The sequence below is a fragment of the Demequina flava genome (assembly GCF_000975035.1).
GTDB lineage: Bacteria > Actinomycetota > Actinomycetes > Actinomycetales > Demequinaceae > Demequina > Demequina flava.
In genome coordinates this window covers 1,172,437-1,198,271 of sequence record NZ_BBRA01000001.1, presented here as the reverse complement: position 1 = coordinate 1,198,271, position 25,835 = coordinate 1,172,437, and the positions used below count along the sequence as shown (strand labels likewise).

Below are 25,835 nucleotides of genomic sequence, written 5' to 3'. Positions count from 1 at the left end.
GGCGAAGGCGGAAGGTCGAGGGGCCATGGTCAACTTCCCGCGCCTGCGTTGGGATCGGGCGCTGGTGTCGTGGGTGACGTTGTTGGAGTGGGCGTGGGCGTCGGGTTGGGCGGCAGTGGAATCTCGCTGCACGGAAGTCGGCCAGATTCCCAAGGCGTGATCCCGCTCAGCGGGCCCGAGAATGACACCCTCACAGAGGCGTATCGGCGCTCCCATGGCTCGACGGCTTGCTGGCTTCCAGAGCCTGCCTGCCACCACTGTTCGACGACCGTGGCATTGGCACCGCCGCCAGAGATCTCGACGGATGTCGTACCCGCTAGGGCGGAACAGTGAGTGAACTCAACGGCCACCGGATAGGCGCGGGAGGAATCGGCCGCGGGAATCGGGGTCGCGGGCCCGTTGCACGGCGCGTCTGCCCCAAGGAAGGTCGGGCAGTACACGGCTGCGATGTCGGGCGTGCGCCCAAAGCTCTTGTTCAGTGTGAAGTCCCGCAGCACGTTGGAGCGATCGCCGTCGTAGATATAGCGGGTCTGGAACCCACTCGGACTGCTCGACACGGAGGGGGCGTCCCAACCCGTTTCGCACTCAAACGACCGCTGCGCCGGCTCACACGTGTTGTCGATGCCGTAGCCGCCAACCTGAGGCGGACTCGGCTCTTCGAAGGTGTACACACCGTCGACCTGCGTTGTCGAGGTGCCGTAGGTCTCACCTTCCCACTGGCTCTCCGCGCACACCACGTAGTCGTACAAACGGTTGGCGTCGACCTCGACCGTGACTGCCATGGAACCACCGGACGACTGTACGGACGTGCTGCAACGTTCGCCCTCCAGGGCCACTCCGACCCATGTCTGAGAGCCCGCCCCGGCACTTGCCACGCTGCCGCTGAACGTGACGCGTGCACCGTCGGTGCTCGCCTTCCATGTCACGTCAGACACGCGCGGACCGCCAACTCCATTGGCGCTGACCGATAGCGACTCCCCCTGTGCAATCCCTGACCCGACGGGCGGAAGTTCATGCGCCGTCACCGGCGTGACCGTCACGGTCGTTGGCGCGTTTGACCCAACGAGGTAGTTATTGACCGTCTGCTGTCCACGACCCGACACGGTGTGCACGCGCTCTTCGCCACTGGCGCTGGTGAGAACCAACTGACGCGTGGACGGATCGTTCACTTGGAATACGAGGTCAGCTCGCAGTCCCTCCGTGCCCGCCTTCGACGGTGTTGACGACACCAGCGCGGGACGTGTTGGAGGTGCGTATGACCAGGCAGTCGTTGTCGCGGAGGACTTCGACGCCCCCACGTCGTTGCGCGCGACCGCCGTGTACTGGGCCTTCTGGCCGTTGGATAGGCCCGTGATCTCGCCACAGGCGCCCTGAGCGGAACACGTCGTGACTTCGGAGCCGCCGGACGTGATGGTGAACCCCGTGATCGCCGGGTATGCGGACGATGCTGCACCTGGGTCAACGGACAAGGTCACCGAGCCATCGCCGTAGGCCGCCTGGGAGATTGAGGCCGGCCCCGCGGGGAAGCCCTGGAGGTCGAGGCTGATCTGGCCCGCGCGGTCTCCCGAGCTCTGGCGGCCCTGGGCGTCGACCACCACGAAGGTCGCGTCACACACAGTGCCCGACGTCGAACCGGTCCACGAGGCACGGATCGACGTCTCCGATGCCTTCGAGAACGTCACGCCAGTGCAGGTGCCCGCCGCGTTGACGGACTCCAGCTCCAGCGGGGTTCCAGGTAGCGGATTGACCTCACCGGATCCCCCGATGACCTCGATAGTGCACGAGCTACCGTCAGCTTGCGAGCATTGCTTGACGACAGACGCGCCCTTCGGCAAAGCCGACGGAGCTGGACCCACCGTGAGCGTCAACGTCACGGGAGCGATCTCTTGCTCATCGGGCAAGGTGACCGTGACGGCGTCGGCACTGCCGGGTTGTGCGGAGTCGGCGGCCGTCACAGTGATGGTGTCGCCCGCGCGCTCAACGGTGAATTGCTCGCCCACGTAGTTCATCGCAACGCTGACCGGACGACCCGGTGCGCCCGGGGGCCAGGTCACCATGTCAGCAAGGTTGAACTGGGACGTCTGTCCGGGCGAGATCTCCAGCGCGGCGCCGGTGAGAATCGGTTGAGGAGCATTGGGGACGACGACAATTGGCACTGGCAGGAGGACAGCCTCGTCCAGCCCCTCAACGAGGACGGGGACGCGGCACGTGTCCGTGTACGGCTCGCCCTCTCCGGCGTCGTACCGAACCTCCGTTGCGCCTGCACTCACACACACGCCTTCGGCGCGCTGTCCGCTCGCTGCGATCGCGTCTGCGTCGATCGTGAATGGCGTCTCAGGTGGGAGAGCGATGAGGTCACGTATGTCGAACGTGACGGACTCCTCTTCGTTCACCTGCGGTGCCTGGAAGCCTTCGCGCAGAGCGACGCGGATCTCCTCATCGCCGGGAACGCGCAGGAACCCATAGGAGACGACTTCCTCCTGGGCGAAATTCAGTCCGCTGACTTGGAAGGGGACAAGGAGCGAATCGTCCGGGAGTGAACCCGAGATCTGCCACCCGTCGACCGCATTTCCTCCAGCATCGCCCCACAGCGCGACGGAGAGATCACTCGCGTCGCCCGCGCCCCACGCCACCTTGTCGGTCAGGACGTCAACACCGCTTGCGAAGGTCTCGCGGGTCTCGGACGTGAGGATCGTGTCGCTCACAATGGGCACATCCGCGATGGGTTCGCGCACCGACTTGAGGATGATCCGGCCAATCGAGGTCGATCCGGACTCGTTCTCCACGGTGTAGACGTAGGCACTAGTGCCGGGCTCTGTCCCAACGGACAGCGTCACCCGGCCGTCATCGACGTCGATCAAGCGCTCCTCGAGCGCAGCGAACTCGGCGGACCCCGGTTCCGCATCCGGCGCCACACTGACGAGCGCCAGCTCCCCGCCACCCAAGTCCTGATCGTTCGACGCGGGCGTGATCACCACACGGCGGTCCTCGCCCACCTGCGCCTGCACGTAGTCGGTGTAGGTCACGGGGCGGGGGTCCAACTGAGAGTCGAGCACGCCGATGGTGGCCGTCCCGACGGCCGTCGCCCCACGAGCGTCTTCTACGGTGAAGGTGAACGAGGCCTGTCCCGCGAACCCGCTCTCTGAGGTGTAGACCAACGAGCGGCCGTCAGAGGACACGCGGGCCGAGCCCGAGACCGGCTGCGTCTCAATCGCCGCGAGCGAGACGGCGTCCCCGTCAGGGTCGATTCCCGCATCATCAAACGGCAAGCGCACTTCCTGCCCAGACGCCACGCGACCGCGCATCGGCTCGGGCAACGGGGCAGCATTCGTGTCGCCGGCCGTCACGGTCACCCGGATTGTCGCCGTGTCCGCCTGCGTGGGGAAACCCAGCACGTAGGACGCGTAGTCGATGTCATAGGTACCCGGCACATCGGGAGCCAAGTAGCGCACAACGGATCCGGCCGGGAATGCGAGTCCGCCGCCCTCGCCGAGCGACACCGATGCCGCGTCGAGTGCAATGACGTTACCGGCGGGCGCGACGTCATTGTCGAGCGCCGGAATGTCCGCCTGCGTACCGGCTCGCACTGTCACAGCGTCGTCGACAACCAGCGGCGCGGTCGGCACGTCCGTTCCGAGGAGGACCACGGTGACCTCACCCGTGGTGGTGCCCGCGGGCCTGCCGGTGCCGTCGGACACGGTGTACTGCACCGTTCCCAGCGTGCCGGGCTGCCCGTCTGACGTATCTCCGCTCAGGCGCAGCGCCGCGTGGCCAACGATGTCCGCTGACAACTGCGCACCATCGGCCACATCCGTCCGTAGGTCGGACAGGAGCAAGACGGATCGGCGCGGATTGGTCACTGCGTCCAAGACGTCGATCGTGACGTCTTCCTTGGAGCGCACAAACGCGGTCAGTGGCACCGTCGATAGTTGTTCGTCGCCCTCGTCGATGACGGTGATGCGGGCCGTTCCGCGCGCCTCGGACATCCCGTCGCTCACAAGGAGCTCTACGAGATAGCTGCCCGGGTCGTCCGCCGTGAACGTGAAGCCCGCATCGCCCTGAGACGGCGCCACCTGCGCGTCGTGGTCTGGACCGACCGATGCCTCGGTCACTGAGACGGGTGCGCGAGCGCCGGTCACGTGGTCAGCAAGTGACACGCTGGCCGTCACGCCCGCAGTCACCGTCGTGGTGGCATCCGTGACACGCATCTCGGTCTCGCTCACCACGGCGACGGGGAGGTCCTTAGACTCTGTGGCGCCATGGGTGTCGGAGACCACCACGTCGATCGGGACGGCTCCGGTGTCCGTTGACGACGCATCAGTGTGCTGAAAGACCACGGTCCCGTCGGGGGCCCCGGCCACAACGCCCACGCTGGACGCCGATGCTGCGGAGGCCAAGTAGACGGGGTCACCATCGGGGTCCACCCAGCCTGTGAGCGCATCAACGGTCACGGTCCCGCCCGGCGCCACCTGCGGAGCCGGCCACTCCAGCTGGCAGTCGTCGACACCGCACCACACGGGCGGAGAGTTCTCCGATGCGTCGTGCACGGTCACCGTCACGCTGGCGGGGTCTGACAGCAGGCCGTCGCTTGTAGTGCCGTCGGTGATCGCATAGGTGAAGGTGGCCGTCCCCGTCGCCTCCGGCGCGACGCTCACCACGATCGTCTGCGCATCGTCCGCAACTGTCACGGTGCCAAAGCTGTCGTCCATCCCCTGCACCGACTCCGGGTCAACCGCCAGCACGTCCTCATTCGGGTCGTGGTCGTTGAGCAGAACCGGCAATGCAATATGGCGCCCCGCGCGTACCCCGAAGGAGTCCGCCACGGCGACAGGCGGACGCGGCTCGGTCACCTCAATTGCAACGTCGCGGTCCTCGTCAGCCGCTTGCACCACGGTGTCGTCTTCCCAGCGCTGCGAAGACGAGATGAGTAACCCAGTGCGCGTATCCCACACCCAGCCCGAGCGCCCCTCATTCAAGATCAGGCGCGCGCCGTTGGACCGCAACGTCGGCACAACGCGATCTCCTAGCGTCTGCCCAGCAAAATCAAGCTCGGACGGCGACTGACCTTCTCGCCACAAAGCTCCCGGGCCCGCGCCCTCGGGTAGCCACGCCGCCACCATGCCGCCAGCAGAAGGATCTTCCATCGGCCGCGCCGCGACGCCGAGCGCGAGGGAGTCGGCGGACCCATGCACGCGCTCGGTCACCGATCCATCCAGTGCGACAGTGACGAGGCCAAACTCATCGGCGATCACGACGGAGTCTGCGGTACCGCTCGAGCGCTGCAAGACAGCACCCTCGGCGGCGCCGGAAGCCACCGGCTCGTCAAGGTCGCTCATCCAGACCAGCGCGCTCTCCTGGTCAAGAAGCACCCAGCGCGGACCGACCCACGCAACCTGCAATTCGTCGCCCTCAGGCCCCTCGGGTAGTGCGCTCGTTCGCAGTCCCGCGCCTGTCACCGACTCCGACGTCAGCATTGCGCCCCGCTCCGCGGAGTACGCAGCCACCGCCCCTGTCGGCGACACGGCCACAGCATCGGCCCTAAATTGGGGCCTTTCCTCGCCCTCTTCCACCTCGACGTCTGCGAAGGGGTCGAGTTGTGCGGGCGTGGTGGCAGTACCTACGGACACAGCCCCCGCGAAGATCTCTCCGGCATCAGTCAGGTACGCGACGTAATCGCCGGAGTTCACCACGACGTCAGTTCCGGCCGGCGTTCCCACGGTTCCCTGAGGCGCCTCGGCGGAGATGTCGTGCGGAGCGGCGGCGCTCATCGTCGTGACGGAGCCGAGGTTGTTCGTGAAGACCAGCAGCGTGTCGTCGGCCTGCACGATGTCGCTGGGAGAGGCCACGGCCTTCACGGTGTCGAGTTCCGCGACGGACGTGTTCACGCGCGCCATGCGCTGGCCCGATGACGTCTGGAGCGCCCACACCGCAGGGCTGTCCGGGGTCACTTCTCTTTCGTCAAAACCGGGCGCGAGGAAGGCTCCAACGCCCACCACGGCCACGAGAACCCCGACGCCAATGCGCCTGGCAGTACGCCACCGCGCGGCTGTGGCTCGCCCCACCTCAGAGTCCACGGCACTCATCGGCTAACCGCCCACCATCAACACCACGGCAACAGTGACCCCCACGACGGCGGCACCCGCCACAGCCACGCCGACGACGATGCTGCGTCCCACCTTGGAAGCCTTGCGCTCACGCTGAGTGGCGGTGCCCGCCCCGGTCCCCGTTGTGCCTTCACGGCGGCGACGCGGAGAATCCACGGGCACCGTCGACCGCACGGGCTGGCGCGCATCGGCAGCAGAAGGCAGTTCGGCGGCGGACTGGGCCCACTCATCGCTGGGGGTCTCGAGCGCAGAGACAGGAACGCCCATCTCCCTCTCAACCTGTTGGAGCGCCTGCCCGAACGCCTGCGCGGAGGGATAGCGGTCCCCGGGAACCTTGCGCATTCCCCCTTCGAGTGCGCGCTGAAGGGCATCGGGGACGTCCGCGCGCTCGATATCGGTGTAGCGCGCCTTCTTGATACGCGACGTCAGCTGAGCGTCATCGCGCCGTTGACCAGGGATGTCGAACGGGCTGTGCTGCGCGAGCAACGTATACACAGTCGCCGCGAGCGCCCACACTTCCGTCGCCACGGTGCCCGATGTCCTGTGGTCGACGATCTCCGGGGCACTCCACGGCGGCGACATCGCGATGACGTCGTCCTCGCCGTGTTCGAGCGCGGAGGCCACACCGAAGTCAGACAGAACAGGTTGCCCAAAAGAGGTCAGCAGGATGTTTGACGGCTTGATATCCCGGTGGAGGAGCCCGGCGCGGTGCGCGGTCTCCACCGCGGAGGCGATCTTGATGCCGATCGACAGCACCTCCGCGACCGGGAGCGCCTCGTGCCGATAGCGGTTCGTGAGCGATGCCGGGCAGTACTCGGACACCAAGTAGGGGCGACCGTCTGCGGAGACACCTGCCTGGTAGACCGTGAGAATGCTGGGGTGGGCGCTCAGGCGCGCCATGACGTCGGCCTCCGCAGCGAGCGCAAGGGCGGCCGCCTGGTCCTCAACTTTGCTCAGGAGCACCTTGACGGCCACGAGCCTGCGCGGCATGTCCTGCTGGAAGAGGAACACATCGGAAAAGCCGCCGGAGCCGAGCGGGCGCACATACGTGAACCCGGGCAACACGGGTGGCTTCAGGGCCTGCCTTTGCGCCATGAGTCGTGCCCCCCTCCCGTCACGGCCTGCGCAGGCAGTCTTCAGCCTGCGACCTCAGTGGGAACCTGGGCCACTTTAACCGACCGATCTGAGAGCGCCAGCATTCACGCGCACGTGTGATTCATTGCACGCGTGGGGCGTGGAGGGCCGATGCTGGGGTCAGTCCTCGTACTCGTCCAGCGGTGGGCAGGAGCACACCAGGTTGCGGTCGCCATGGGCGTTGTCGATGCGTGACACCGGCGGGAAGTACTTGTCCTGGCGCAGTCCCGGCACGGGGAACGCGGCCTGTTCACGGCCGTAGGCGCGGTCCCAGGAATCCGAGACCACGGCATCGACCGTGTGGGGAGCGTGACGCAACGCAGAATCCTCAACGGCAATCTCACCGCGCTCGATCTGGGCGATCTCTTCGCGGATGGCCTTCATCGCGTCCACAAAGCGGTCAAGCTCGCGCAGGTTCTCGCTCTCGGTGGGCTCCACCATGAGCGTGCCGGGGACCGGGAACGCCATCGTGGGTGCGTGGATCCCGAAGTCGATGAGGCGCTTGGCGATGTCCTCTGCGGTCACGCCACTGGTCTTGGTGAGCGGGCGCACGTCGAGGATGCACTCGTGGGCGACAAGCCCGTTGGCACCGCGATAGAGCACCGGGAAGTCGTCCTCAAGGCGCTTGGCAACGTAGTTCGCGGCGAGTACGGCCACCTTGGTGGCGCGGCCGAGTCCCTCGTGGCCCATGAGCGCGATGTACGCCCAGGTAATAGGCAGGATTCCAGCAGAACCGAAGGGCGCCGCAGACACGGGTGCCCCGCGACGTGCCAGCTCAGCGGGACGCTGAATCGTCTGACGCAGCGCCGGCAAGTACGGCACCAAGTGCTCGGCCACTGCGACGGGACCCACGCCCGGGCCGCCACCGCCGTGCGGGATGCAGAAGGTCTTGTGCAGGTTCAGGTGCGAGACGTCGCCGCCGAAGCGTCCGGGCTTCGCGAGCCCCACGAGCGCGTTGAGGTTGGCGCCGTCGATGTACACCTGACCGCCTGCGTCGTGAACCGCGGCGCAGACCTCGCTGACCTGCTCCTCGTAGACGCCATGCGTGGAGGGGTAGGTGATCATCATGCAGGCGATCTCACCCTCGTGGGCTGCGATCTTGGCACCCAGGTCATCGAGGTCGACCCCGCCGTCATTCGCGGTAGCAACCACCACGACGCGCAAGCCAGCAAGGACCGCCGAGGCGGCGTTAGTGCCATGGGCCGATGCTGGGATCAGGCACACGTCCCGAGCCGCACCTCCGTTGTCACGGTGGTAGGAGCGGATGGCCAGCAGGCCCGCATACTCGCCCTGGGCACCCGAGTTGGGCTGCACGGACACGGCCGCATAGCCGGTGATATCGGCAAGCCATCCTTCGAGCTGGGCGATCATGTCGCGGTATCCGGCCGTCTGGTCCGACGGGGCGAAGGGGTGAATGCGCGCAAAGCCCGGCCACGAAATCGGGGCCATCTCCACTGCGGCGTTGAGCTTCATCGTGCACGAGCCCAGCGGGATCATGGTGCGGTCGAGGCTGAGGTCGCGGTCGGCGAGACGTCGCATGTAGCGCATGAGCGAGGTCTCGGAGCGGTGCTCGTGGAAGATCGGGTGCGTGAGGTAGTCGCTGCTGCGGCGCAAAGACATCGGGATCGCAACGCGGGGCGCGCTGTAGACACCGTGGCGCTGCTGCGCAGTGACGGCCTCCACCAGCGAATCAAGGATGTCGAGGCTCGTGACCTCGTCGCAGGCAATGCCGACGTTGTCAGCATCCACCCGGCGGATGTTGATGCCTTCTGCGGCGGCGCGCGCCACCACGGAGTCGGCTCCACCGCGGACCCGCACCACCACGGTGTCGAAGAAGTGCTCGTGCACCACCTCGACGCCGGCGGCTGTCAGCGCATCGGCCAACGTCACGGCTGTGTTGTGGACGGTTGTCGCGATCTCCCTCAGACCCTCCGGGCCGTGGTGGATCGCGTAAAAGCCAGAGATCACGGCCAGCAGCGCCTGCGCGGTGCAGATGTTGGACGTCGCGCGGTCGCGGCGAATGTGCTGCTCGCGCGTCTGGAGCGTGAGGCGGTAGGCGGATCGTCCGTCGGCATCGACGCTGACGCCCACAAGGCGACCCGGAAGCTGACGCTGCAGGCCCTCGCGCACGGAAATGAACGCGGCGTGGGGGCCGCCAAAGAACAACGGCACACCAAAGCGCTGCGCTGAGCCGACCGCGATATCCGCGCCGATCTCGCCCGGAGCCTTGATCATGGTCAGCGACAGCAGGTCCGCCGCGACGGTGACGAGACCGCCCGCGTCATGCGCGGAAGCGACCACGTTCTGAATCTCACGCAGCACGCCTGTGTTGCCGGGCTGCTGGAGCACAAGTCCGATCAGGTCGCTCGGAGCGGTCCACTGTGCATCAATGTCCTGGATCTCTAGGCGCAGTCCGAGCGCCTCCGCGTGGGCTTCAACGACAGCGATGGTTTGCGGCAGGCACTCGGAGTCGAGGACCATCACGCCGTCCTCGCGGCCCTTGACGGCGCGGCGCATCAGCAGCATTGCTTCCGACACGGCGGTGGCCTCGTCCAGCAGGCTCGCGCCGGCAATCGGCAGTGCGGTGAGGTCCGCGATCATGGTCTGGAAGTTCAGCATGGCCTCGAGACGGCCCTGCGAGATCTCCGCCTGATACGGCGTGTACGCCGTGTACCAGGCGGGGTTCTCCAGCACGTTGCGGCGGATCACCATGGGCGTGATGGTGTCCGAGTAGCCCTGGCCAATCATCTGAATGTTGACCTTGTTGCGCTGCGCGAAACCCTGCAATGCGTGCAGAGTCTCGTTTTCGGTGAGCGGCTCGGGCAGCACCAGCACGTCGTCCTGACGGATCGACTCGGGCACCGCCGCCTCTGCCATCGTGGTCAGCGACGGTTGGCCGACGGCGTAGAGCATGTCCTCTACAGAACCGTCGGAGGGGCCAATGTGTCGGTCAGCAAACGCAGTCACGGGCCCATTGTGTCGCATCGGCCCGCCCAGTGCCGATGCCGCCCCGCGTCCGCGGCCCTTTTCCTCATGCTTTGACCCACAGACAGGCCCGGCGCGCCGCTCCATTGAAAACCAATGGGGCGACGCGCCGGGGTGTCGCAATCCGTTCTGGCGCTGCCTGTTGGCGCCAGTGGTGGGTGTTAGTTGGTCAGGCAGCTGTCACCGTTGAGCGTCAGCGCCTCAGGGGTCTGCGCTCCATCCGCAGTGTTGCCCAGGAACCCGAAGGTCGCGGACGTGCCTGCTTCGAGGACCGTGTCCCAGTGCGGGTTGGCAACCGAGACGGTCGAGCCGTCCTCGCTGACCTCGCCGTTCCACAGTTGACGCACCGACTCATCGCCGGTGAAGGTCCAACCCACGTTCCAGCCGTCCACGTCCTTGTTCGACGTGTTCTCAACGGTGACCTGAGCGATGAAGCCACCGGGCCACTCGCCGTGGACCTCGTAGTCAACAACGCAACGGGGCTTGGCATCGACCGTGACGGGGATGCGGACCGTTGTACCGGTCTGCTTTCCGGTCAACGTGATGACCGAATCTCCCTTGGCCGCGGTCGGCACCTTGAAGGTGATGTTCGCCGTGCCGTGCTCGTCGTATGGCTCGGCCGAGATCTCGTTGACCACAGCATCGGCCCCACGGCTCTTGCCTGCGATCTCCACCGCGACCTTCTTATCGGTGACCCCGTCAGGGTCCGTCATCAGCAGCGAGCCGACATCGAAGCTGACGTTCTCGCCGACAACCAGCGAATCGGGCAGTCCTGACACCGAGACGGCATGCTGACGGTAGTCCGCGCTCAGCGAGCCGAACTCCTCGAGGTAGTCGACCATGGCCTGCAGGTCGATACGCCCGGAGTCGGTGACGTTGCTGCCCTGAGCGAGAGTGGCGAAGTTATCGCCGCCCGCGGCGAGGAAGGAGTTCGCGACAACGGTGTATTCGCCGTCTGCCGTGATCTGCTCGCCATCCAGCCACATCGACAGGATGCGCTCGCCCGCAGGAGCCTCGGGGTCATAGGTGTACTCGAAGCCGGCCGAGGTGCCCAGGCGCAGGAACGGTCGCGACGAGCCCTCGGGCTGCCACTGCTCCTCAAGGACCTGTGCAATCTGATCGCCGGTGAGAGTCATCGTGACCAAGGTGTTGGCGAAGGGCTGGACCTGAGCGGCTTCCTTGTAAGTCACCGTGGAGGGGTAATCCGAACGGTCGCCCTGCGCTGCACCGAGCAAGTCTGCACGCAGACCGCCGGGGTTCATGAAGGCGATCTCGGTTTCAAGCTCCTGAGTCGCCCACAGCTGGACGTCCGCGACCGAGTTGCCGAGCGTGGACTCCGCGCCGCGCGATGAGCCCGGGTCGGAGTCGGCAAGGCGAGCACGGTAGAGCGGGTCGTCGAGCGTGCCGAGTTCCACTGCGCCGAGCTCGTCGGCCTCTGCGACGGCCTCCGCGACCATGTCCGCCACGGCGGGGTCTTCTGGGTAGGCCGGGGCGTCCGCGCCGTCTTCCCAGAGGTCGATGATGCTGGTGTCGAGGCCAGCCACGTTGCCGTCGGCGTCGAACGAGAAGAGGAGGCGGTTGAGGTTCATGCCGTACTGACCGGCCGAGACGACGGGGCGTTCGGTGACCGTGCGGCCCTCCGACTCCCATTCAGGGACGGGCACGCGGTGGTCGTACGCGAGGTGGGTGTGGCCGGACACCACAGCGTCGATGCTGGGGTCCAGTTCGCTCAACATCTCACCAAAGTCGTTGGACGTGTCGACAGCGTCTGCGTAGGACGTCGTGGGAGCACCCTCGTGGACGAGGAGCACAATGAGTTCGGCTCCCTCATTCTCGAGAACCTCGGCCGAGCGATTCGCGGCCACGTGCTCCGTTTCGAAGTGAAGGTGCTCCACTCCCTCCGGTGTCACCAACGACGGCGTCTCATCCGTGACAGCACCAATGAAGCCGATGTCGACGGCGTCGTCGCCCTCGCCGAAGGTCTGCATCCACGTCTCGGGAAGTGCGGGGTCACCATTGAGGAGTCGCACGTTCGCACCCAGGTACTCCCACTCCGCTTCAACCATGATGCGGTCGGTCAAGTCTTCATAACCAGTGTCAAACTCGTGGTTACCGACCGCTGACACGTCGAGGCCCGCAGCGTTGAGGGCGTCGATGGTCGGCTGGTCCTGAGCGATGAACGACTCAAATGTCGAAGCTCCGACCAAGTCCCCCGCGGCCACGAAGACCGAGCTGTCGGGGTAGTCAGCTTCTAGCGTCTGCACCGCCCCTGCCAACGACGCAGCGCCGGCGCTGCCTCCGAAGGCATCGGGCAGGATGCGCCCGTGGAAGTCATTGGTACCAAGGATTTGGACGGTCGCGCCCGTGTCAGGCTCCGTCACATCAGCCGCGGCAGGAGCCGCGACGGCGGTGACCGCAAGCGCGCCAAGCGCAGCTGCTGATCCCCACCCCACTCGTGTGAGCTGTGTCATGTTTTCTCCTTATTGTCCGGGTTTGGTCACCCGCTTCGACGTTAGAGGCAAACCGGCTCAGACGCAGGCTGGGGACCAAAGATTGGCGCTCTCGTTTCCGAATCGACACCTACGCGGGTATGCGAAGATAAGGGCGTCGACAGGGGAGGTTGAGCATGGAAACCATGGCGCTCATCGCCGTCGGCATCATGCTGGGCACCACCGCCTCCCGCGTGCATCCCACTGTCAATCCGGGACTGCTGATCGCAGCTATCGCTGGAGCCATCGGCGGCCCTGCAGGCGCACACTGGTGGGGAGCAACCTTCGCGGACCCCCTCGGTGACCACATGATGGCGGGCGAGCTCGCGGGTGCCGGCGTCGGGGGCATCGTCTTTGGTGTCGCGGCCGGGCTGCTCAAGACTGCCTGGGACCGGTGGGGGCCGGGCTTGATCGAGGTCGTGCGGGACAAATGGAGCGAGGCTCAGCAGGCCCGCCAGTCAAGCGAGAACGACCAGTCGTAGTCGAGATGTCCCCGCGTCACTACGCTTGACCACCATGAAGCTAGTTGTCCAGGTGCCGTGCCTCAATGAGGAGGCGACGCTGGCCGTCGTCCTGGAATCAATCCCCACAAGCATTGAGGGAATCGACGAGATCGAGCTCCTCGTCATCGATGACGGATCCACCGACCGCACCGGCGACATCGCCCGTGAACACGGTGCTCACGTGCTCCGGCATGCCCGTCCCATGGGTCTCGCACAGTCGTTCCGCGACGGCGTCGACTACGCGCTCGCCCACGGCGCGGACATCGTGGTCAATACCGATGGCGACAATCAATACCCGCAAGAGCGCATCGGCGACCTGGTCGCGCCCATCCTGCGCGGCGATGCGGAAATCGTCATGGGCGACCGACAGACCCACAAGATCGAGCACTTCTCCGCATTTAAGAAGTCGATGCAACGCTTTGGCTCGTGGGTAGTCAACAAGGCCGCCGGAACGGACCTGCCCGATGCCGCATCCGGCTTTCGCGCCTACTCCCGGTACTCGCTGTATCGCCTCAACATCGTGACGCGCTTCAGCTATTGCATGGAGACAATTATTCAGGCGGGCAACAAGCGCCTCGCGATCGTGTCCATTCCCGTCGACACCAACCCCAAGACGCGAGAGTCCCGCCTGTTCAAGAACAGCTTCGAGCACATGCTGAAGTCTGCTCAAGCGATCATGCGGTCGTTCGTGATGTTCAGGCCGTGGACAATCTTCGCTTCGCTCGGCACCGTGCTGTTGGTCGCGGGCTTGATTCCGTTTGTCCGGTTCCTCATCCTGAGACTCATTGGCGACAGCGGCAATCACTACCAGTCACTGCTGCTGGGCACGGTGCTCCTGGTCGGGGCGTTTCTGTCGTTCGCTTTGGGGGTCCTCTCTGACCTCATGCGCACCAATCGCACGATCCAGGAGCAGGCGCTCGAGCACCTCAAGGTGCAGCACTTTGGCCCAGCCCATCCGGCAAGCGTCGCGGCACAGTCGGCAACGTCTGCGCGGTCCGCTCCCACGGCCCCCACACCGACGGCGGTGCCGTCCGCGCCATCACCCGCCCGAGCCCCGGCCAAGGAGCACAGATGATCGGCACGCTGAAGCGCTTCGCGAAGAACGCGCTCGCCAATCCCACCATTCGCAAGACGTACAACACCGCCAACCGCGCAGTGCTGGAGGCCGCAGGCTCTAGCCGCGTGGGCGCGACCCTCTACTCACTGCCGGGGTTCATGACTTTTAACCGCGAGCAATGGGCCGTGCTGTCCGGCCGTCGCGGCTACTACCGCAACCTTGGCCGCCACCGCGCGAATCACGTCGAGCTGCGGCGCAACGTTCACCGCCTCGAAAAGGGCATCCTCATGCAGCCCCGTCGCGACGTGTTTGCACGCGACTACATTGAAGAGACGGTGGAGTTTTACGAGGCCGCCGCCGCGCGCCCGGCGAGCTTCAGCAACATGGACGCGGGCGAGATGCAGTGGGCGCACGATGTCCTCGCGGAGTACTTCTCAATCGTCACCGATGGCGACGAGGGGATTGCCCGCGCCCGCGCCCGCTTCAACGGGCTTCCACCCCACGGCACGCCGTCGGACGTGCACCCGTACCCCCAGCGGATGCTCAAGCGCACTGACATCACCTACGACCAGGTCCTCGAACTGGCGCAGTCACGCCGCTCGATCCGCTGGTTCGAAGACAAGCCGGTGCCGCGCGAACTGATCGACAAGGCCCTCCTCGTCGCCCGCCAATCACCCTCCGCCTGCAACCGCCTGCCATACGAGTTCGAGGTTTTCGACGAACCCGAGCAGGTGAAGCAGGTTGCCGGCATTCCGTTCGGCGCGGCTGGTTACTCCCACCAGATCCCGACGCTCATCGTCGTCAAGGGCGACCTGTCGAACTACTTCTCGCCCCGCGACCGTCACGTGCCCTACATCGACGCCTCACTGGCGACCATGGGCTTTATCTACGCTCTAGAAACGCTGGGGCTGTCGTCGTCAGTCATCAACTGGCCCGACTTTGAGCCCCTCGAGGCCAAGATGGCGAAGACCCTCAGCCTCAAGCCTCACCAGCGCGTGATCATGTTGCTCGCGGTCGGCTACCCAGACCCGGATGCCCTGGTCGCATATTCGCAGAAGAAGGACATCGCCAACCTGCGCACCTTCCATGGACTCGAGCGCTAGCGAATCCGGCGCGGCTGCGGCGTCCCCCGCGCCAGGGGCGGAGCCCACGCAGTCGCGCAGACGGCGACCATGGTGGCGCCCCGTCATCGCCATTGCCGTCATCGGCGCCGTGGCGTGGTTCTTTGGCACCACCCTTGCCGAGAACTGGGACTCGCTCCAGGAGCAAGACCTCTCACTCGGCTGGTGGGCGGCCGGAGCCACGCTCCTGTTCGTCCTCGCCGTCGCCGTATCCGGCGCACTGTGGGGCAGGCTCGTCCACACCCTCACCCACGAGCGCATCGGCCTCAAGGAATCCATCCGCGCTCACAACCGTGCATGGCTCCTGAAGTACATCCCGGGCCAGGTCGGCTTTGTGATGTCGAAGGTGGTCTGGGGCAAGGCACGCGGACTGTCACGGCTCAAGATTCTGCTGTCGGTCGTCTACGAGAACGCCTTCCTACTCCTAGGCTCGACCGTCCCCACCATCCTGATTCTGCTCCTGGCACGCGGAGGCGACACAGCCGTCAGCGCCACCGTCTGGATCGCTGTCGCCGCGATGGTGCCCCTCGCGCTCGCGATGCACCCCGCCATCCTCAGCAAAGTCCTCACAGTCCTGGGCAAACGCACCCTCGGTCGAGCCGTGCCAGCATCGGCCCTGCTCACCACCGGCAGCGCCCTGCGCTACCAACTCGCGTTCCTGCTTCCCCGCGTCATCAACGGAGTCGGGGTCGTGGTGATCGCGGTCGCTCTCGCAGACGCCGCCCCCAGCTCATGGATTCCACTCGCGGCCGCTTACGCGCTCGCAGGCGCGGTCGGGATCATGGCCGTCTTTGTCCCGTCCGGCCTGGGTGTGCGCGAGTCCGTGTTCGTCCTGTTCGCCGCTCCATACCTCGGCACCGAGATGGCGATCCTCGTCGCACTCATCGCCCGCGTTCTCGCCACCTTTGCCGACATCATCATCGCCGCCATCTACGGCCTACTGTCGATCGGCCATCACGCCCCCAAGGAGTCATCATGAAGTCCGTCGCCATCATCGGATCCGCGTTTGCGGGCAACAAGGGCGCCGCCGCCATGCTGGAAAGCGCCGTGACGCACCTCACCGAGCGCCACCCCGACGTGGAGATCACGCACCTCAGCATGTATCCGCGCACCGACGATGAACTCAACCCTTACGAGAACGTCACCGTCATGGACGCCTCGCCGCTCCACCTCGGCGTGCTGATCAACTCCGGCGCGTTGGCATGGCGGTTCGCACCGTTCCTGCGAGAGAAGATCCGTTCATGGGTGCCCGAGGTTGGCGCGATCGCCGATGCCGACGTCCTCCTGGACCAAGGCGGCATCACCTTCGTTGACGGCCGCGAGAAGTACCTGATCTACAACGTGGCCTCGGTCCTGCCGGCCCTCAACCTAAAAACCCCCGTCGTGAAATGCGCCCAGGCGCTGGGTCCCTTCGAGGGGCGCATCAACCGATGGGCCGCCACCACCTTCCTGCCCAAGATGGCCGCGATCGTCTCCCGTGGCGCCAAGACTCAGGAACACCTCGACCTCCTTGGCCTGACAAACACGACCGCCGGCGCCGACCTCGCGTTCACCCTGGACGTGACGCAGGACGACGTGGATACGGCCGATGCCGTGGCCGGGTCATTCTTTGACTCCAGCAACGTGGTGGGCATCTCGCCCTCGCAGGTGTTGCGCGCAGCCGCTGAGGCTCGCGGCGAGGACTACGTGGGCGAGGTCGCGGCCCAGATCGACATCATCACCGAGGAGATGGGTCGCCCGGTCTACCTGGTGGCTCACTCAACTCGCCGCAGCGACGACAAGCTCCACAACAACGACTTGCCCGTATGCCGCGCGATCCTGGCACGGGTGAAGTCCCCCGAGAAGGTGTTCTTCCCGGATGGCGAGTTGTCCAGCCAGGTGCTGCGTAGCCTCATCGGCCGCTGCGACCTCTTTGTCGCGTCCCGCTTCCACGCGATGGTCTCCTCGCTCGCGATGGGCGTGCCGACGCTCGTCCTGGGCTGGTCGCACAAGTACCGCGAAGTGCTCGACATGTTTGGGCTTGCTGACTGGGCGACCGCAGCATCGGACCTTGATCTGCCCGCCTTCCGGGCCCGGGTCGCGGAGCTCGACGGGACCTCCGGCGCCATCCGGGAGGCGATCGCCGACCGCCTTCCAGGCGTCAAGGAGACCGCACTCGCACAGCTCGATGTGATTGAGGCGGCCGCGAAGGGCGACGTTCAGACGAGCGCAGTGAGGTAAACGTCACGTCACCAGGCCATGAACCTGGGACTACAGGCGCCGGCGGGAGATTGTGGGAGGCGTTAACTTGGGGGGTGAACGGACTTGCACCTCAAGTCCCCGATTCACCGAGGTACCTCCTGTGAACACGTCAGATGTCACCCCCAGCATCGCTGCGCGCGAGCGCTCCGTCGAGTCCTTCACTCGGGAGTTCCTGCGCGAACTCACCTTTACCCAGGGCATTTCTCTTGAGCGATCGTCGCTGAACGATCAGTACCAGGCTCTGGCGCGCACCGTGCGTGCGTACCTGACGACGGACTGGCTCGCCACGCTTGAGAAGGACAAGCCGGGGGGCGAGAAGGGGGTCGCCTACCTTTCTGCCGAGTACTTGATGGGCCGCCAGCTCGACAACAACCTGCTGACAGAGGACCTCGAGGGTCTGGCTCGCGAATCGATGCAGGGTTTGGGCCTGGACCTCGACGTCTTGCGTGAGGTTGAGGTGGAGCCCGGACTGGGCAACGGCGGCCTGGGTCGTCTCGCGGCGTGCTTCATCGACTCGATGGCCACCGAGAACGTCCCGTCGATCGGCTACGGCATCCGCTACGAGCACGGCATCTTCAAGCAGACCTTTGAGGATGGCCACCAAGTCGAGCACGCCGACAACTGGCTGCACCTTGGCTCGCCGTGGGAGATGCCCCACCCCGAGATGGAGGTCGAGATTGGCTTTGGCGGCACCGTTGAGGGCTATACGGACGATGCTGGCCGCGAGCGCCGTCGCTGGGTTCCCGGTTCGCACGTGGTCGGCTTGCCGTACACCTACATGGTTCCCGGATACCGCAACGGTCGCGTCAACACGCTGCGTCTGTGGAGCGCACGCGCCACGCAGTCCTTCGACCTGAAGATCTTCAACTCCGGCGACTTTGAGGACGCGGTCCGCGCCCAGACTCGCGCCGAGACCATCTCCCAGGTGCTCTACCCCGAGGACTCCACCCCTCAGGGCAAGGAACTGCGCCTGCAGCAGCAGTACTTCTTTGTCGCGTGCTCGCTGCGCGACTACATCGACCACGTTCTGCCCGAGGGCACGGACCTGGCCGAGCTGCCGAACCGCATCACGTTCCAGCTCAACGACACGCACCCCGTCATCGCGGTGCCTGAGCTGATGCGCATCCTCGTCGATGAGCGCGGCTGGGAGTGGGCCGACGCCTGGGCCCTGACCCAGAAGACCTTCGCCTACACCTGCCACACCTTGCTGCCCGAGGCCCTCGAAGTGTGGCCTGTGGAGCTGCTGGGACGCCTCCTTCCGCGGCACCTCGAGATCATTTACCGGATCAACGACGACTTCCTCGCCCAGGTGCGCGAGCAGTTCCCTCACGAGCCGCTGCGCGTGCGCCACATGTCGATCATTCAGGAAGAGCCCGTGCGCGCCGTGCGCATGGCGTTCCTCGCTACCGTCGCCGCCTTCAAGGTCAACGGTGTCGCGGCGCTGCACTCGCAGCTCCTCGCCGACAAGGTGCTCAGCGACTTCGCGGACATGTACCCGGACAAGTTCACCAACGTCACCAACGGCGTGACGCCGCGTCGCTTTGTGGCTCTGGCTAACCCCGGTCTGTCCGGCCTGATCACCGCCGCGATCGGCGAGGGATGGGTCGACGACCTGGACCGCCTGCGCGAGTTGGAGCCGCTGGCTGACGACGCCGAGTTCCGCCGCGCCTACGCCGCGATCAAGAAGGCCAACCGCGGTCGATTCGCAGACACCCTGCGCGCCCGCGACGGCCTCGAGATCGCCCAGGACGGCATGATCGACGCGATGGTCAAGCGCCTGCACGAGTACAAGCGTCAGTCCCTCAAGCTCCTGCACATCGTGTCGCTGTACGAGCGCATCACGACGGACAAGGTCGCAATCGAGGATGTGACGCCGCGCACCTTCGTGTTTGGCGCCAAGGCCGCTCCCGGCTATGTGCGCGCCAAGGAAACCATCGCGCTGATTAACCACGTAGGGGCGACGATCAACAACGACCCCGCCCTCCAGGGCCGGCTCAAGGTGGTCTTCCCTGCCAACTACAACGTGACGTTGGCAGAAAAACTGATCCCAGCATCGGACCTGTCCGAGCAAATCTCGCTTGCAGGAAAGGAAGCCTCCGGAACCGGCAACATGAAGTTCGCCCTCAACGGTGCGCTGACGATCGGTACCGATGACGGCGCGAATGTCGAGATCCGCGAACTCGTGGGCGATGACAACTTCTTCCTGTTCGGCATGGACGAGCCGGCCGTTGCCGCCCTCCAGGCATCCGGATACTCGCCTGAGAAGTACTACGCCGAGGACGAGGACCTACGCAACGCGCTCGACCTCATCGCGTCGGGTCGCTTCACGGATGGCGAGACCGGCGGCTTCGTGTCGTCCATCGTTGCCAGCCTGATTGAGCGCGACCGCTTCATGGCCCTGGCCGACTTCCGCTCGTATGTGGACGCTCAGGCTCGCGTCGAGGCCGCGTATGCCGACGAGGATGGCTGGACCCGCTCCGCGATTCTCAACACCGCGCGCACGGGCTACTTCAGCTCTGACCGCTCGATCCGCGACTACCTGCAGCGCATCTGGCGGGCGTAAGCCTCACCTGTCGTGCCGGGCACGCCTCTCCTTGGCCTCTGCCCGGCCGCGCAGTTTGTCCAACTGTCGCCGCTCCTTCTTCGTAGGCCGCCCCGCGCCGCGATCGCGCACTCCGATCGCTGCGGGGCGCTCGGCCTTGGGCGGTGGCGGCGGGCTGTGATCGATATAGGCAGCCTGAGCCACCGCCGCGCCCACACGCTTAAGCAAGAGTTGGCGCACTTCGACCTTCTTGAGCTGAGCCGGGCCGTTGGGGTGCACGAGCGTCACCTCGACGCGGTCACCTATGCGCACCGGCGTCGCGGGCTTCGCCTTGTCTCCGTTGATGCGCACGTGCCCCGCCTTGCATGCGGACGTGGCCTGCGACCGAGTCTTGGCTAACCGCACGGCCCATACCCAGGCATCGGCCCTCACCGTGGTGCGTTCGGGTGCGGGAGTCATGCGCACCAGGGTAGGCCGCCTCAAGCGTCCATCTGCCATTCACGGGAATGTCTGAGCGGCCGCACCCCGTTGACGTAGACCTGGGGCGGTGCCGCCGCCGCTGTGCAAGTCACGACGGAAGGAGCAGGACATGACCGCGCTAGTCATCACCACGAACTACGGTGTTGAGCAGGACGAGTTGCTCGCACCGCTCACGGCTCTCAAGGAGGCCGGAGTTCCCGTCACGGTGGCCGCGCCCAACGCGGACCCCATTCAGACTCTGGTTAGCGACAAGGACCCCGGCCAGACCGTGGATCCCAACGTCTCTCTCGCTGACGTGGACCCCGCCGACTACGACGTTCTCGTCGTCCCCGGCGGCACCATCAACGCCGACACCCTCCGCACCGATGAGTCGGCCGTGTCGCTCGCACAGACGTTCGCGCGCGACGGAAAGACCATCGCGTCGATCTGTCACGGCCCATGGCTCCTCGCCGAGGCCGAACTGACCGAGGGCAAGACCATGACGTCCTACCCCTCGCTCGAGACCGACCTGCGCAATGCGGGCGCCACGTGGGTCGATGAAGAGCTCGCGGAGTGCCCAGCCCACGGCTGGACGCTCCTCACCTCGCGCAACCCCGACGACCTCGACGCCTTCTCCGGCGCCGTGGTCAAGGCCGCCGCGTAACCACCTCACCTGGCCGGGCGGCACGCAACTGCCGCCCGGTCAGGCGCGCGCGCAGGGGGCTGTGGGACGTAGCCTTGATCAATGACGACGCAAACAGTCCTGGAAATCTTCGGATGGGTCGGCTCGATCCTCATCGTTGCCTCGCTGATGCAGGCACGGGTTCTCAAATTCCGGTGGATGAACTTCATCGGCGCATTCATCGCGACGATCTACAACGGGCTGATCGAGGTGTGGCCGTTCGCGTTCATGAACCTCGCGATCACGATCATCGACGCCTACTGGCTCCGCCGCCTGTACCGCGAGCGCGACGACGCCACGGTGTACCGCGCGCTTCCAGTCCAGCCCGATGACACCTACCTTCAGCACCTACTTGGCGTCCACGCGGAGGACATCACCAAGCAACGCTCGGACTTCCACGCGCTGCCTCTCGATGACGAAAAGCGCACGGTCTTCATGCTGGTCAACGGCGATGAGGCGATCGGCGTGGTCTCTCTAACCGATGCCGGCGACGGCGTGGGGCGCATTGACCTGGACTGGGTGAAAGAGCGCTTCCGCGACTTCAGCCCGGGGGAGTTCGTCTACCGTGAGTCCTCGGTTCTGGCCGATGCTGGCTTCAGCCGTGTCGAGATGCCCCACGGAGAGGGCCTCGACACCACGTACTTGGAGAAGGTGGGGTTTGTGAGAAACGGTGACCGTTGGGTGCGCGAGGTGGCCGCGTGAGTTCGTTGCCGTGCCCCTGTGGTTCAGGGGCCTCGTTTGCTGAGTGTTGCCGTCCCTTTCTGCGCGGCGAACGGTTCCCCGACACCGCCGAGCAACTCATGCGCTCGCGCTACACCGCGCATGTGCGCCGCGACCCGGCCTATGTGCTGCGCACGTGGCACCCGGATACTCGCCCGGCGCCGGAAAAGCTTGGCGACCTGTCCGCTCCGCAGTGGCGGGGGCTGGACGTGACCTCAACGGAGGACGGCGGTCCGGCCGATGCTGAAGGCGTCGTGACATTCTCGGCTCACTATGAGGATGGGGCCGGGAACCCCGCGAGCCTGCACGAGACCAGCACCTTTGTGCGGGTGGACGGCGAGTGGGTCTACCTCGAGGGGAGTCAGTTCGGGGGTTGAGGCGGGGCGCTGTCGCGCAGGGCGAAGGCGAGCGGTGGCCACAGCGGAAGCCGGGGAACCATCGTGGCTTGGACTGCGTGATAGAGGTCGGGCTTGCCCGGCCACACCGTTCCCGCGGGGACGTTCCTGGCGTCGAGTTCATGAATCCACGAGCCGGAGCCGTCGATCATGTACTCATCGATGTAGCCCCACCAGGTGGTCTCGTCTGAGGCGAAACGGGGGTCGTCGGTGGCGATACGTAGCGCCGCGGCTGCACCGACGGCCTCGGCAGCAACCCAGTGCATTCGCTGTCGCACGACTGGGCGACCTCCAAAGTCAACCGTGTACACGAACCCCGGCGCACCATCAACGGCCCAGCCGTCCCGGACCGCAGCATCGTAGAGATACTGCGCTCCGTCGAGGAGCCACTGCGACTCCGCGCCACGACCTCCAAGAAGTTCGCTGGTGTACGCCTGCACCGCGAGACGGGACCACTCGAACCAGTGGCCGACTGTCGCGCCGTACGGCCTAAATGGGTGCGCCGGTGAATCCTCGTTGTAGTCGAGCTGGGGCTCCCATTGGGGAGTGAAGTGCTCGGGCAATCTGCCGTTGAACTCATAGGCCCACGCGATGACGTTGCGAAGGATTCCGAGCGCGCGTTGCCGCCACACGTCATCCCCTGTGGCAAGCGCGACGGCAAAAAACGCTTCCGTCGTATGCATGTTCGCGTTGACTCCGCGGTAGTTCTCGCACTCGGACCACGTCCGGTCCCAGGACTCGACGACCATCCCACTTTCGTGGTCCCAAAAGTGCTGTTCAAACACCGCGATGGCTTGATCCAACAGCGGACGGGCCTCGGGGACGCCCGTGGCGCAGGCAGATGCGGTCGCGAGCAGCACGAAGGCGTGTCCGTACGCTTCCTTCGTCGAAATGACGGGTCCTTGAGGGCTCACCTTTGCGTGCCAGCCACCAAACTCGTGGTCGTAGAGCGAACCTGTCAGAGACGCCAACCCATGCGCGACAAGCGGCAATGCATGCTGATCGCCAGCCAGATGCGCCAACGAGTACACGTAGGTCATCCGGCACGTCACATACAGTTCCGTCGTGCCAGGCGGTTCAGTCGGCATGGGAACACCGCGTTCGTCGAGATAGCCCGCGCCGACCTCAATCGGGAAATTCCGCCCGAACGACAGCAGTTCGTCTTGACGCCTAAGCCACCACGCACTATCAGGCCATGGGGTCACCACAGGTGCGTGGTCCTGATCGCTCACTGCGGCGCCGCCGAGGCTGGCGTCGCCGCGAGCGCCTGGTCAATAACTTCGAGCGCTGGGATGCGATCAAGGTCTGCTCGAATCTGGCAATAGACCCGACGCACCTCCGGGTTCCGTCCCGCTTCCCCGACGACGTCAAACACGTCGAGGAGCGCGGCCGCATCGGACTGTTCGCGAACGATGGCAGCTTGGAGTTCGTCACGGCGGGGATCACTCCAGCGATCGTCCGCATCGGAAAGTTGCGCCCTTACCCAGTGCCCCCACAGCGCCAGCACCAAGGCTCCCACTCGCTGTTGGTCCGCGACTGCCATCTCGTCCAAAGCGGGCCGCACAAACGTCGCGATTCGATCGGAGGAATAGGCAACCTGGCGAGCCAAGGTGTCCTTGACCGCCGGAGAAGAGAAACGCTCGAGGAGATCCTCGCGGTACTGGTCCAGGTCAACCCCCGGAACAGATGGAAGTGTCCCGGTCGCCGCGATCATCCACTGCTCCATCAGCGAGCGCACCCGCGGTTCGCTGCAGGCATCGTGCACCCACTCAATTCCCGCAAGAAGCGCCGGGTAACTCATGACTTGGTGCGAGGCATTTAGTAGCCGCAGCTTCATCAGCTCATAGGGGACGACATCCTCGACCATCATCACGCCCGCTGACCCAAGGGGTGGACGGCCGTGAGGGAACGCGTCCTCGAGCACCCACTGAACGAAGGACTCGGAACGGACCGCACACGCGTCCTCAATGCCGAAAGCATCTGCCACTGCTTCGCGCACCGCCGGAGTTGGCGCAGGCGTGATGCGGTCCACCATCGAGGAGGGGAACGACACCTCAGCGCTGATCCACGACACGATCTCGGGGACTCGGACCCGCGCCATCCCCAGCACGGCAGCCTTAGACACCGCGCCGTTGTGAGGAATGTTGTCGCACGACACCACGGCGAACGGCGAGTGTCCTTGCCTGTGCCTTGCCGCCAAGGCATCGACGATGAGTCCCATCGCGCTGCGCGGTGACTCGCTCCCCGCCATGTCAGCCACCGCCGCTTCATCGCGGGGCACGTATTCTCCCGAGTCTGGGTCGATCCCGTAGGCACCCTCCGTGATGGTCAGCGTGACGACGCGAATCGCCGGGTCCGCGAGGGTGCTGACAAGGAGCGCTGCCCCTTCGCGGTCTCGATGACGAGTCCCGACAATGCTCCCGATAATCCGCGTGGTTTCGCGCTGTGCCGGGTCAACAATGGTCAGGGAGTACGTGCCGTCCTGCGCGGCAAGTTCATCAAGAGTCGAGCGGTCCTCTGGGCGCAGACCGATTCCCACAATGCCCCACGTGGGATCCTCCGCCAGCATGCGGTCGACATACATGGCCTGGTGTGCACGATGAAAGCCACCGACACCAATGTGCGCGATACCGGTCACCACATCTGCCGGGTCGTAGTCCGGCCCCGGAAGAAGTTCGTGTCGCGCGCTCGCAACCGCGCGATTCAAACGGTCAGTCATCGTTCTCCTTCAAGATCTGGAGTGGTCAGTACACGGTCTGCGCGGGCGGCCGTTGCCTCAACACGGGCCATGTTGGGAACGTCGACGTCCTTGACCCACGTGCGTGCCTCGCCTTCGGGGTGACCATCGCTCATACGGCGAGCGACGAGTCGCGAAACGAGCACCTCGCGCGGAACATCCAGGTACCACACCTCATCGAGGAGGGTCCGGACTTCACTCCATCCGTGGTCGTCCGCGAGCAGGTAGTTACCCTCCGTAATCACGAGGGTGCACTCCGGCGGCACGGGGATCGCGCTTCCGATAGATTCCTCGAGACTGCGGTCAAACCGGGGGGCGTAGATAGTGCCAGCGTCCCCGCGAAGGCGGTTCAGTAAGGCGACATATCCCGCTACGTCGAAGGTATCCGGCGCCCCCTTACGCTCACGCCTTCCCAGGTCCGTAAGGACTTCGTTGGATAGGTGAAACCCGTCCATGGGCACGGCCACGGCATCCGCAATGGAAGCCATCAGAGAGGCAGTAACGGTGGACTTGCCCGCTCCCGGCGGCCCAACAATGCCGACGATGACGCGCTCACCGGAGTTCGCCAAGCTCACTGCGCGCGAGCACGCTTGTGCAAGATCCATCACTGGTAGCGACGGCGATAGATGTTCCACGCTGAGCACCCTTCCGGCACACGCGTATGGG

Annotated in this window: 17 protein-coding genes; 9 read left to right on the top strand and 8 right to left on the bottom strand. The window is 65.5% G+C overall.

The features are described 5' to 3' along the window. Nucleotides 1-29: 29 nt before the first annotated feature. The 4 genes from AOP74_RS05605 to AOP74_RS05590 all read right to left on the bottom strand — a co-directional run bounded on the left by AOP74_RS05605 (nucleotide 30) and on the right by AOP74_RS05590 (nucleotide 12,694). On the bottom strand, nucleotides 30-6,083 hold the full coding sequence (locus AOP74_RS05605) for an Ig-like domain-containing protein (RefSeq protein WP_152649183.1): 6,054 nt from the start codon (nucleotides 6,081-6,083) through the stop codon (nucleotides 30-32). 3 nt (nucleotides 6,084-6,086) lie between these two features. After that, on the bottom strand, nucleotides 6,087-7,199 hold the full coding sequence (locus tag AOP74_RS05600) for a serine/threonine-protein kinase (protein WP_061961342.1): 1,113 nt from the start codon (nucleotides 7,197-7,199) through the stop codon (nucleotides 6,087-6,089). A 159-nt stretch (nucleotides 7,200-7,358) separates the two neighbouring features. Continuing rightward, on the bottom strand, nucleotides 7,359-10,223 hold the full coding sequence (gcvP, locus tag AOP74_RS05595) for an aminomethyl-transferring glycine dehydrogenase (RefSeq protein ID WP_061961341.1): 2,865 nt from the start codon (nucleotides 10,221-10,223) through the stop codon (nucleotides 7,359-7,361). A 161-nt stretch (nucleotides 10,224-10,384) separates the two neighbouring features. Further along, nucleotides 10,385-12,694 carry a 5'-nucleotidase C-terminal domain-containing protein gene (locus AOP74_RS05590; RefSeq protein ID WP_061961340.1) on the bottom strand — a complete coding sequence of 770 codons (2,310 nt, stop codon included), beginning with the start codon at nucleotides 12,692-12,694 and terminating at the stop codon, nucleotides 10,385-10,387. 155 nt (nucleotides 12,695-12,849) lie between these two features. On the opposite strand from AOP74_RS05590, the gene AOP74_RS05585 reads away from it, so the two are divergent. The 6 genes from AOP74_RS05585 (at nucleotide 12,850) to AOP74_RS05560 (ending at nucleotide 20,197) form a co-directional block, all read left to right on the top strand. Next, nucleotides 12,850-13,194, top strand: a complete 345-nt coding sequence (locus tag AOP74_RS05585) for a hypothetical protein (RefSeq protein ID WP_061961339.1) — start codon at nucleotides 12,850-12,852, stop codon at nucleotides 13,192-13,194. A gap of 34 nt (nucleotides 13,195-13,228) precedes the next feature. Beyond that, nucleotides 13,229-14,290 carry a glycosyltransferase gene (locus AOP74_RS05580; protein WP_082096022.1) on the top strand — a complete coding sequence of 354 codons (1,062 nt, stop codon included), beginning with the start codon at nucleotides 13,229-13,231 and terminating at the stop codon, nucleotides 14,288-14,290. Beyond that, nucleotides 14,287-15,375: a nitroreductase family protein gene (locus AOP74_RS05575; protein ID WP_061961338.1), complete on the top strand. Its 1,089-nt coding sequence runs from the start codon at nucleotides 14,287-14,289 to the stop codon at nucleotides 15,373-15,375. The genes AOP74_RS05580 and AOP74_RS05575 overlap by 4 nt, the downstream gene beginning before the upstream one ends. Next, nucleotides 15,359-16,372, top strand: coding sequence for a lysylphosphatidylglycerol synthase domain-containing protein (locus AOP74_RS05570; RefSeq protein WP_061961337.1), 1,014 nt, complete (start codon nucleotides 15,359-15,361; stop codon nucleotides 16,370-16,372). Before AOP74_RS05575 ends, AOP74_RS05570 begins: the two co-directional genes overlap by 17 nt. Further along, on the top strand, nucleotides 16,369-17,613 hold the full coding sequence (locus AOP74_RS05565; RefSeq protein WP_061961336.1) for a polysaccharide pyruvyl transferase family protein: 1,245 nt from the start codon (nucleotides 16,369-16,371) through the stop codon (nucleotides 17,611-17,613). Before AOP74_RS05570 ends, AOP74_RS05565 begins: the two co-directional genes overlap by 4 nt. 121 nt (nucleotides 17,614-17,734) lie before the next feature. Further along, nucleotides 17,735-20,197 carry a glycogen/starch/alpha-glucan phosphorylase gene (locus tag AOP74_RS05560; protein ID WP_061961335.1) on the top strand — a complete coding sequence of 821 codons (2,463 nt, stop codon included), beginning with the start codon at nucleotides 17,735-17,737 and terminating at the stop codon, nucleotides 20,195-20,197. Nucleotides 20,198-20,200: 3 nt separating this feature from the next. Here AOP74_RS05560 and AOP74_RS05555 read toward each other — a convergent pair whose 3' ends face one another. Continuing rightward, nucleotides 20,201-20,635 (bottom strand): RNA-binding S4 domain-containing protein, encoded by a 435-nt coding sequence (locus AOP74_RS05555; protein ID WP_061961334.1) that lies wholly within the window; start codon nucleotides 20,633-20,635, stop codon nucleotides 20,201-20,203. A gap of 130 nt (nucleotides 20,636-20,765) precedes the next feature. Between AOP74_RS05555 and AOP74_RS05550 the strand changes: the two genes are divergently transcribed. The 3 genes from AOP74_RS05550 to AOP74_RS05540 all read left to right on the top strand — a co-directional run bounded on the left by AOP74_RS05550 (nucleotide 20,766) and on the right by AOP74_RS05540 (nucleotide 22,414). Further along, nucleotides 20,766-21,299, top strand: a complete 534-nt coding sequence (locus tag AOP74_RS05550; RefSeq protein WP_061961333.1) for a type 1 glutamine amidotransferase domain-containing protein — start codon at nucleotides 20,766-20,768, stop codon at nucleotides 21,297-21,299. Between the two features lie 81 nt (nucleotides 21,300-21,380). Further along, the gene (locus tag AOP74_RS05545) at nucleotides 21,381-22,019 is read left to right on the top strand and encodes a hypothetical protein (RefSeq protein WP_061961332.1); all 639 of its coding nucleotides are present in this window, start codon (nucleotides 21,381-21,383) and stop codon (nucleotides 22,017-22,019) included. After that, complete coding sequence (locus AOP74_RS05540) at nucleotides 22,016-22,414, top strand: YchJ family protein (protein ID WP_160297457.1); 399 nt, start codon at nucleotides 22,016-22,018, stop codon at nucleotides 22,412-22,414. Before AOP74_RS05545 ends, AOP74_RS05540 begins: the two co-directional genes overlap by 4 nt. Here the strand turns inward: AOP74_RS05540 and AOP74_RS05535 are convergent. The 3 genes from AOP74_RS05535 to AOP74_RS05525 are packed head-to-tail and all read right to left on the bottom strand — an operon-like array spanning nucleotide 22,399 to nucleotide 25,804. Continuing rightward, a complete protein-coding gene (locus AOP74_RS05535) occupies nucleotides 22,399-23,637 on the bottom strand; it encodes an AGE family epimerase/isomerase (protein WP_061961916.1) in 1,239 nt (412 codons plus the stop codon). The two genes, AOP74_RS05540 and AOP74_RS05535, sit on opposite strands and share 16 nt — an antisense overlap. Nucleotides 23,638-23,660: 23 nt before the next feature. Next, nucleotides 23,661-25,151: a mannitol dehydrogenase family protein gene (locus tag AOP74_RS05530; protein WP_061961330.1), complete on the bottom strand. Its 1,491-nt coding sequence runs from the start codon at nucleotides 25,149-25,151 to the stop codon at nucleotides 23,661-23,663. After that, on the bottom strand, nucleotides 25,148-25,804 hold the full coding sequence (locus AOP74_RS05525) for a nucleoside/nucleotide kinase family protein (protein WP_236683726.1): 657 nt from the start codon (nucleotides 25,802-25,804) through the stop codon (nucleotides 25,148-25,150). Before AOP74_RS05525 ends, AOP74_RS05530 begins: the two co-directional genes overlap by 4 nt. Between the last annotated feature and the right edge of the window lie 31 nt (nucleotides 25,805-25,835).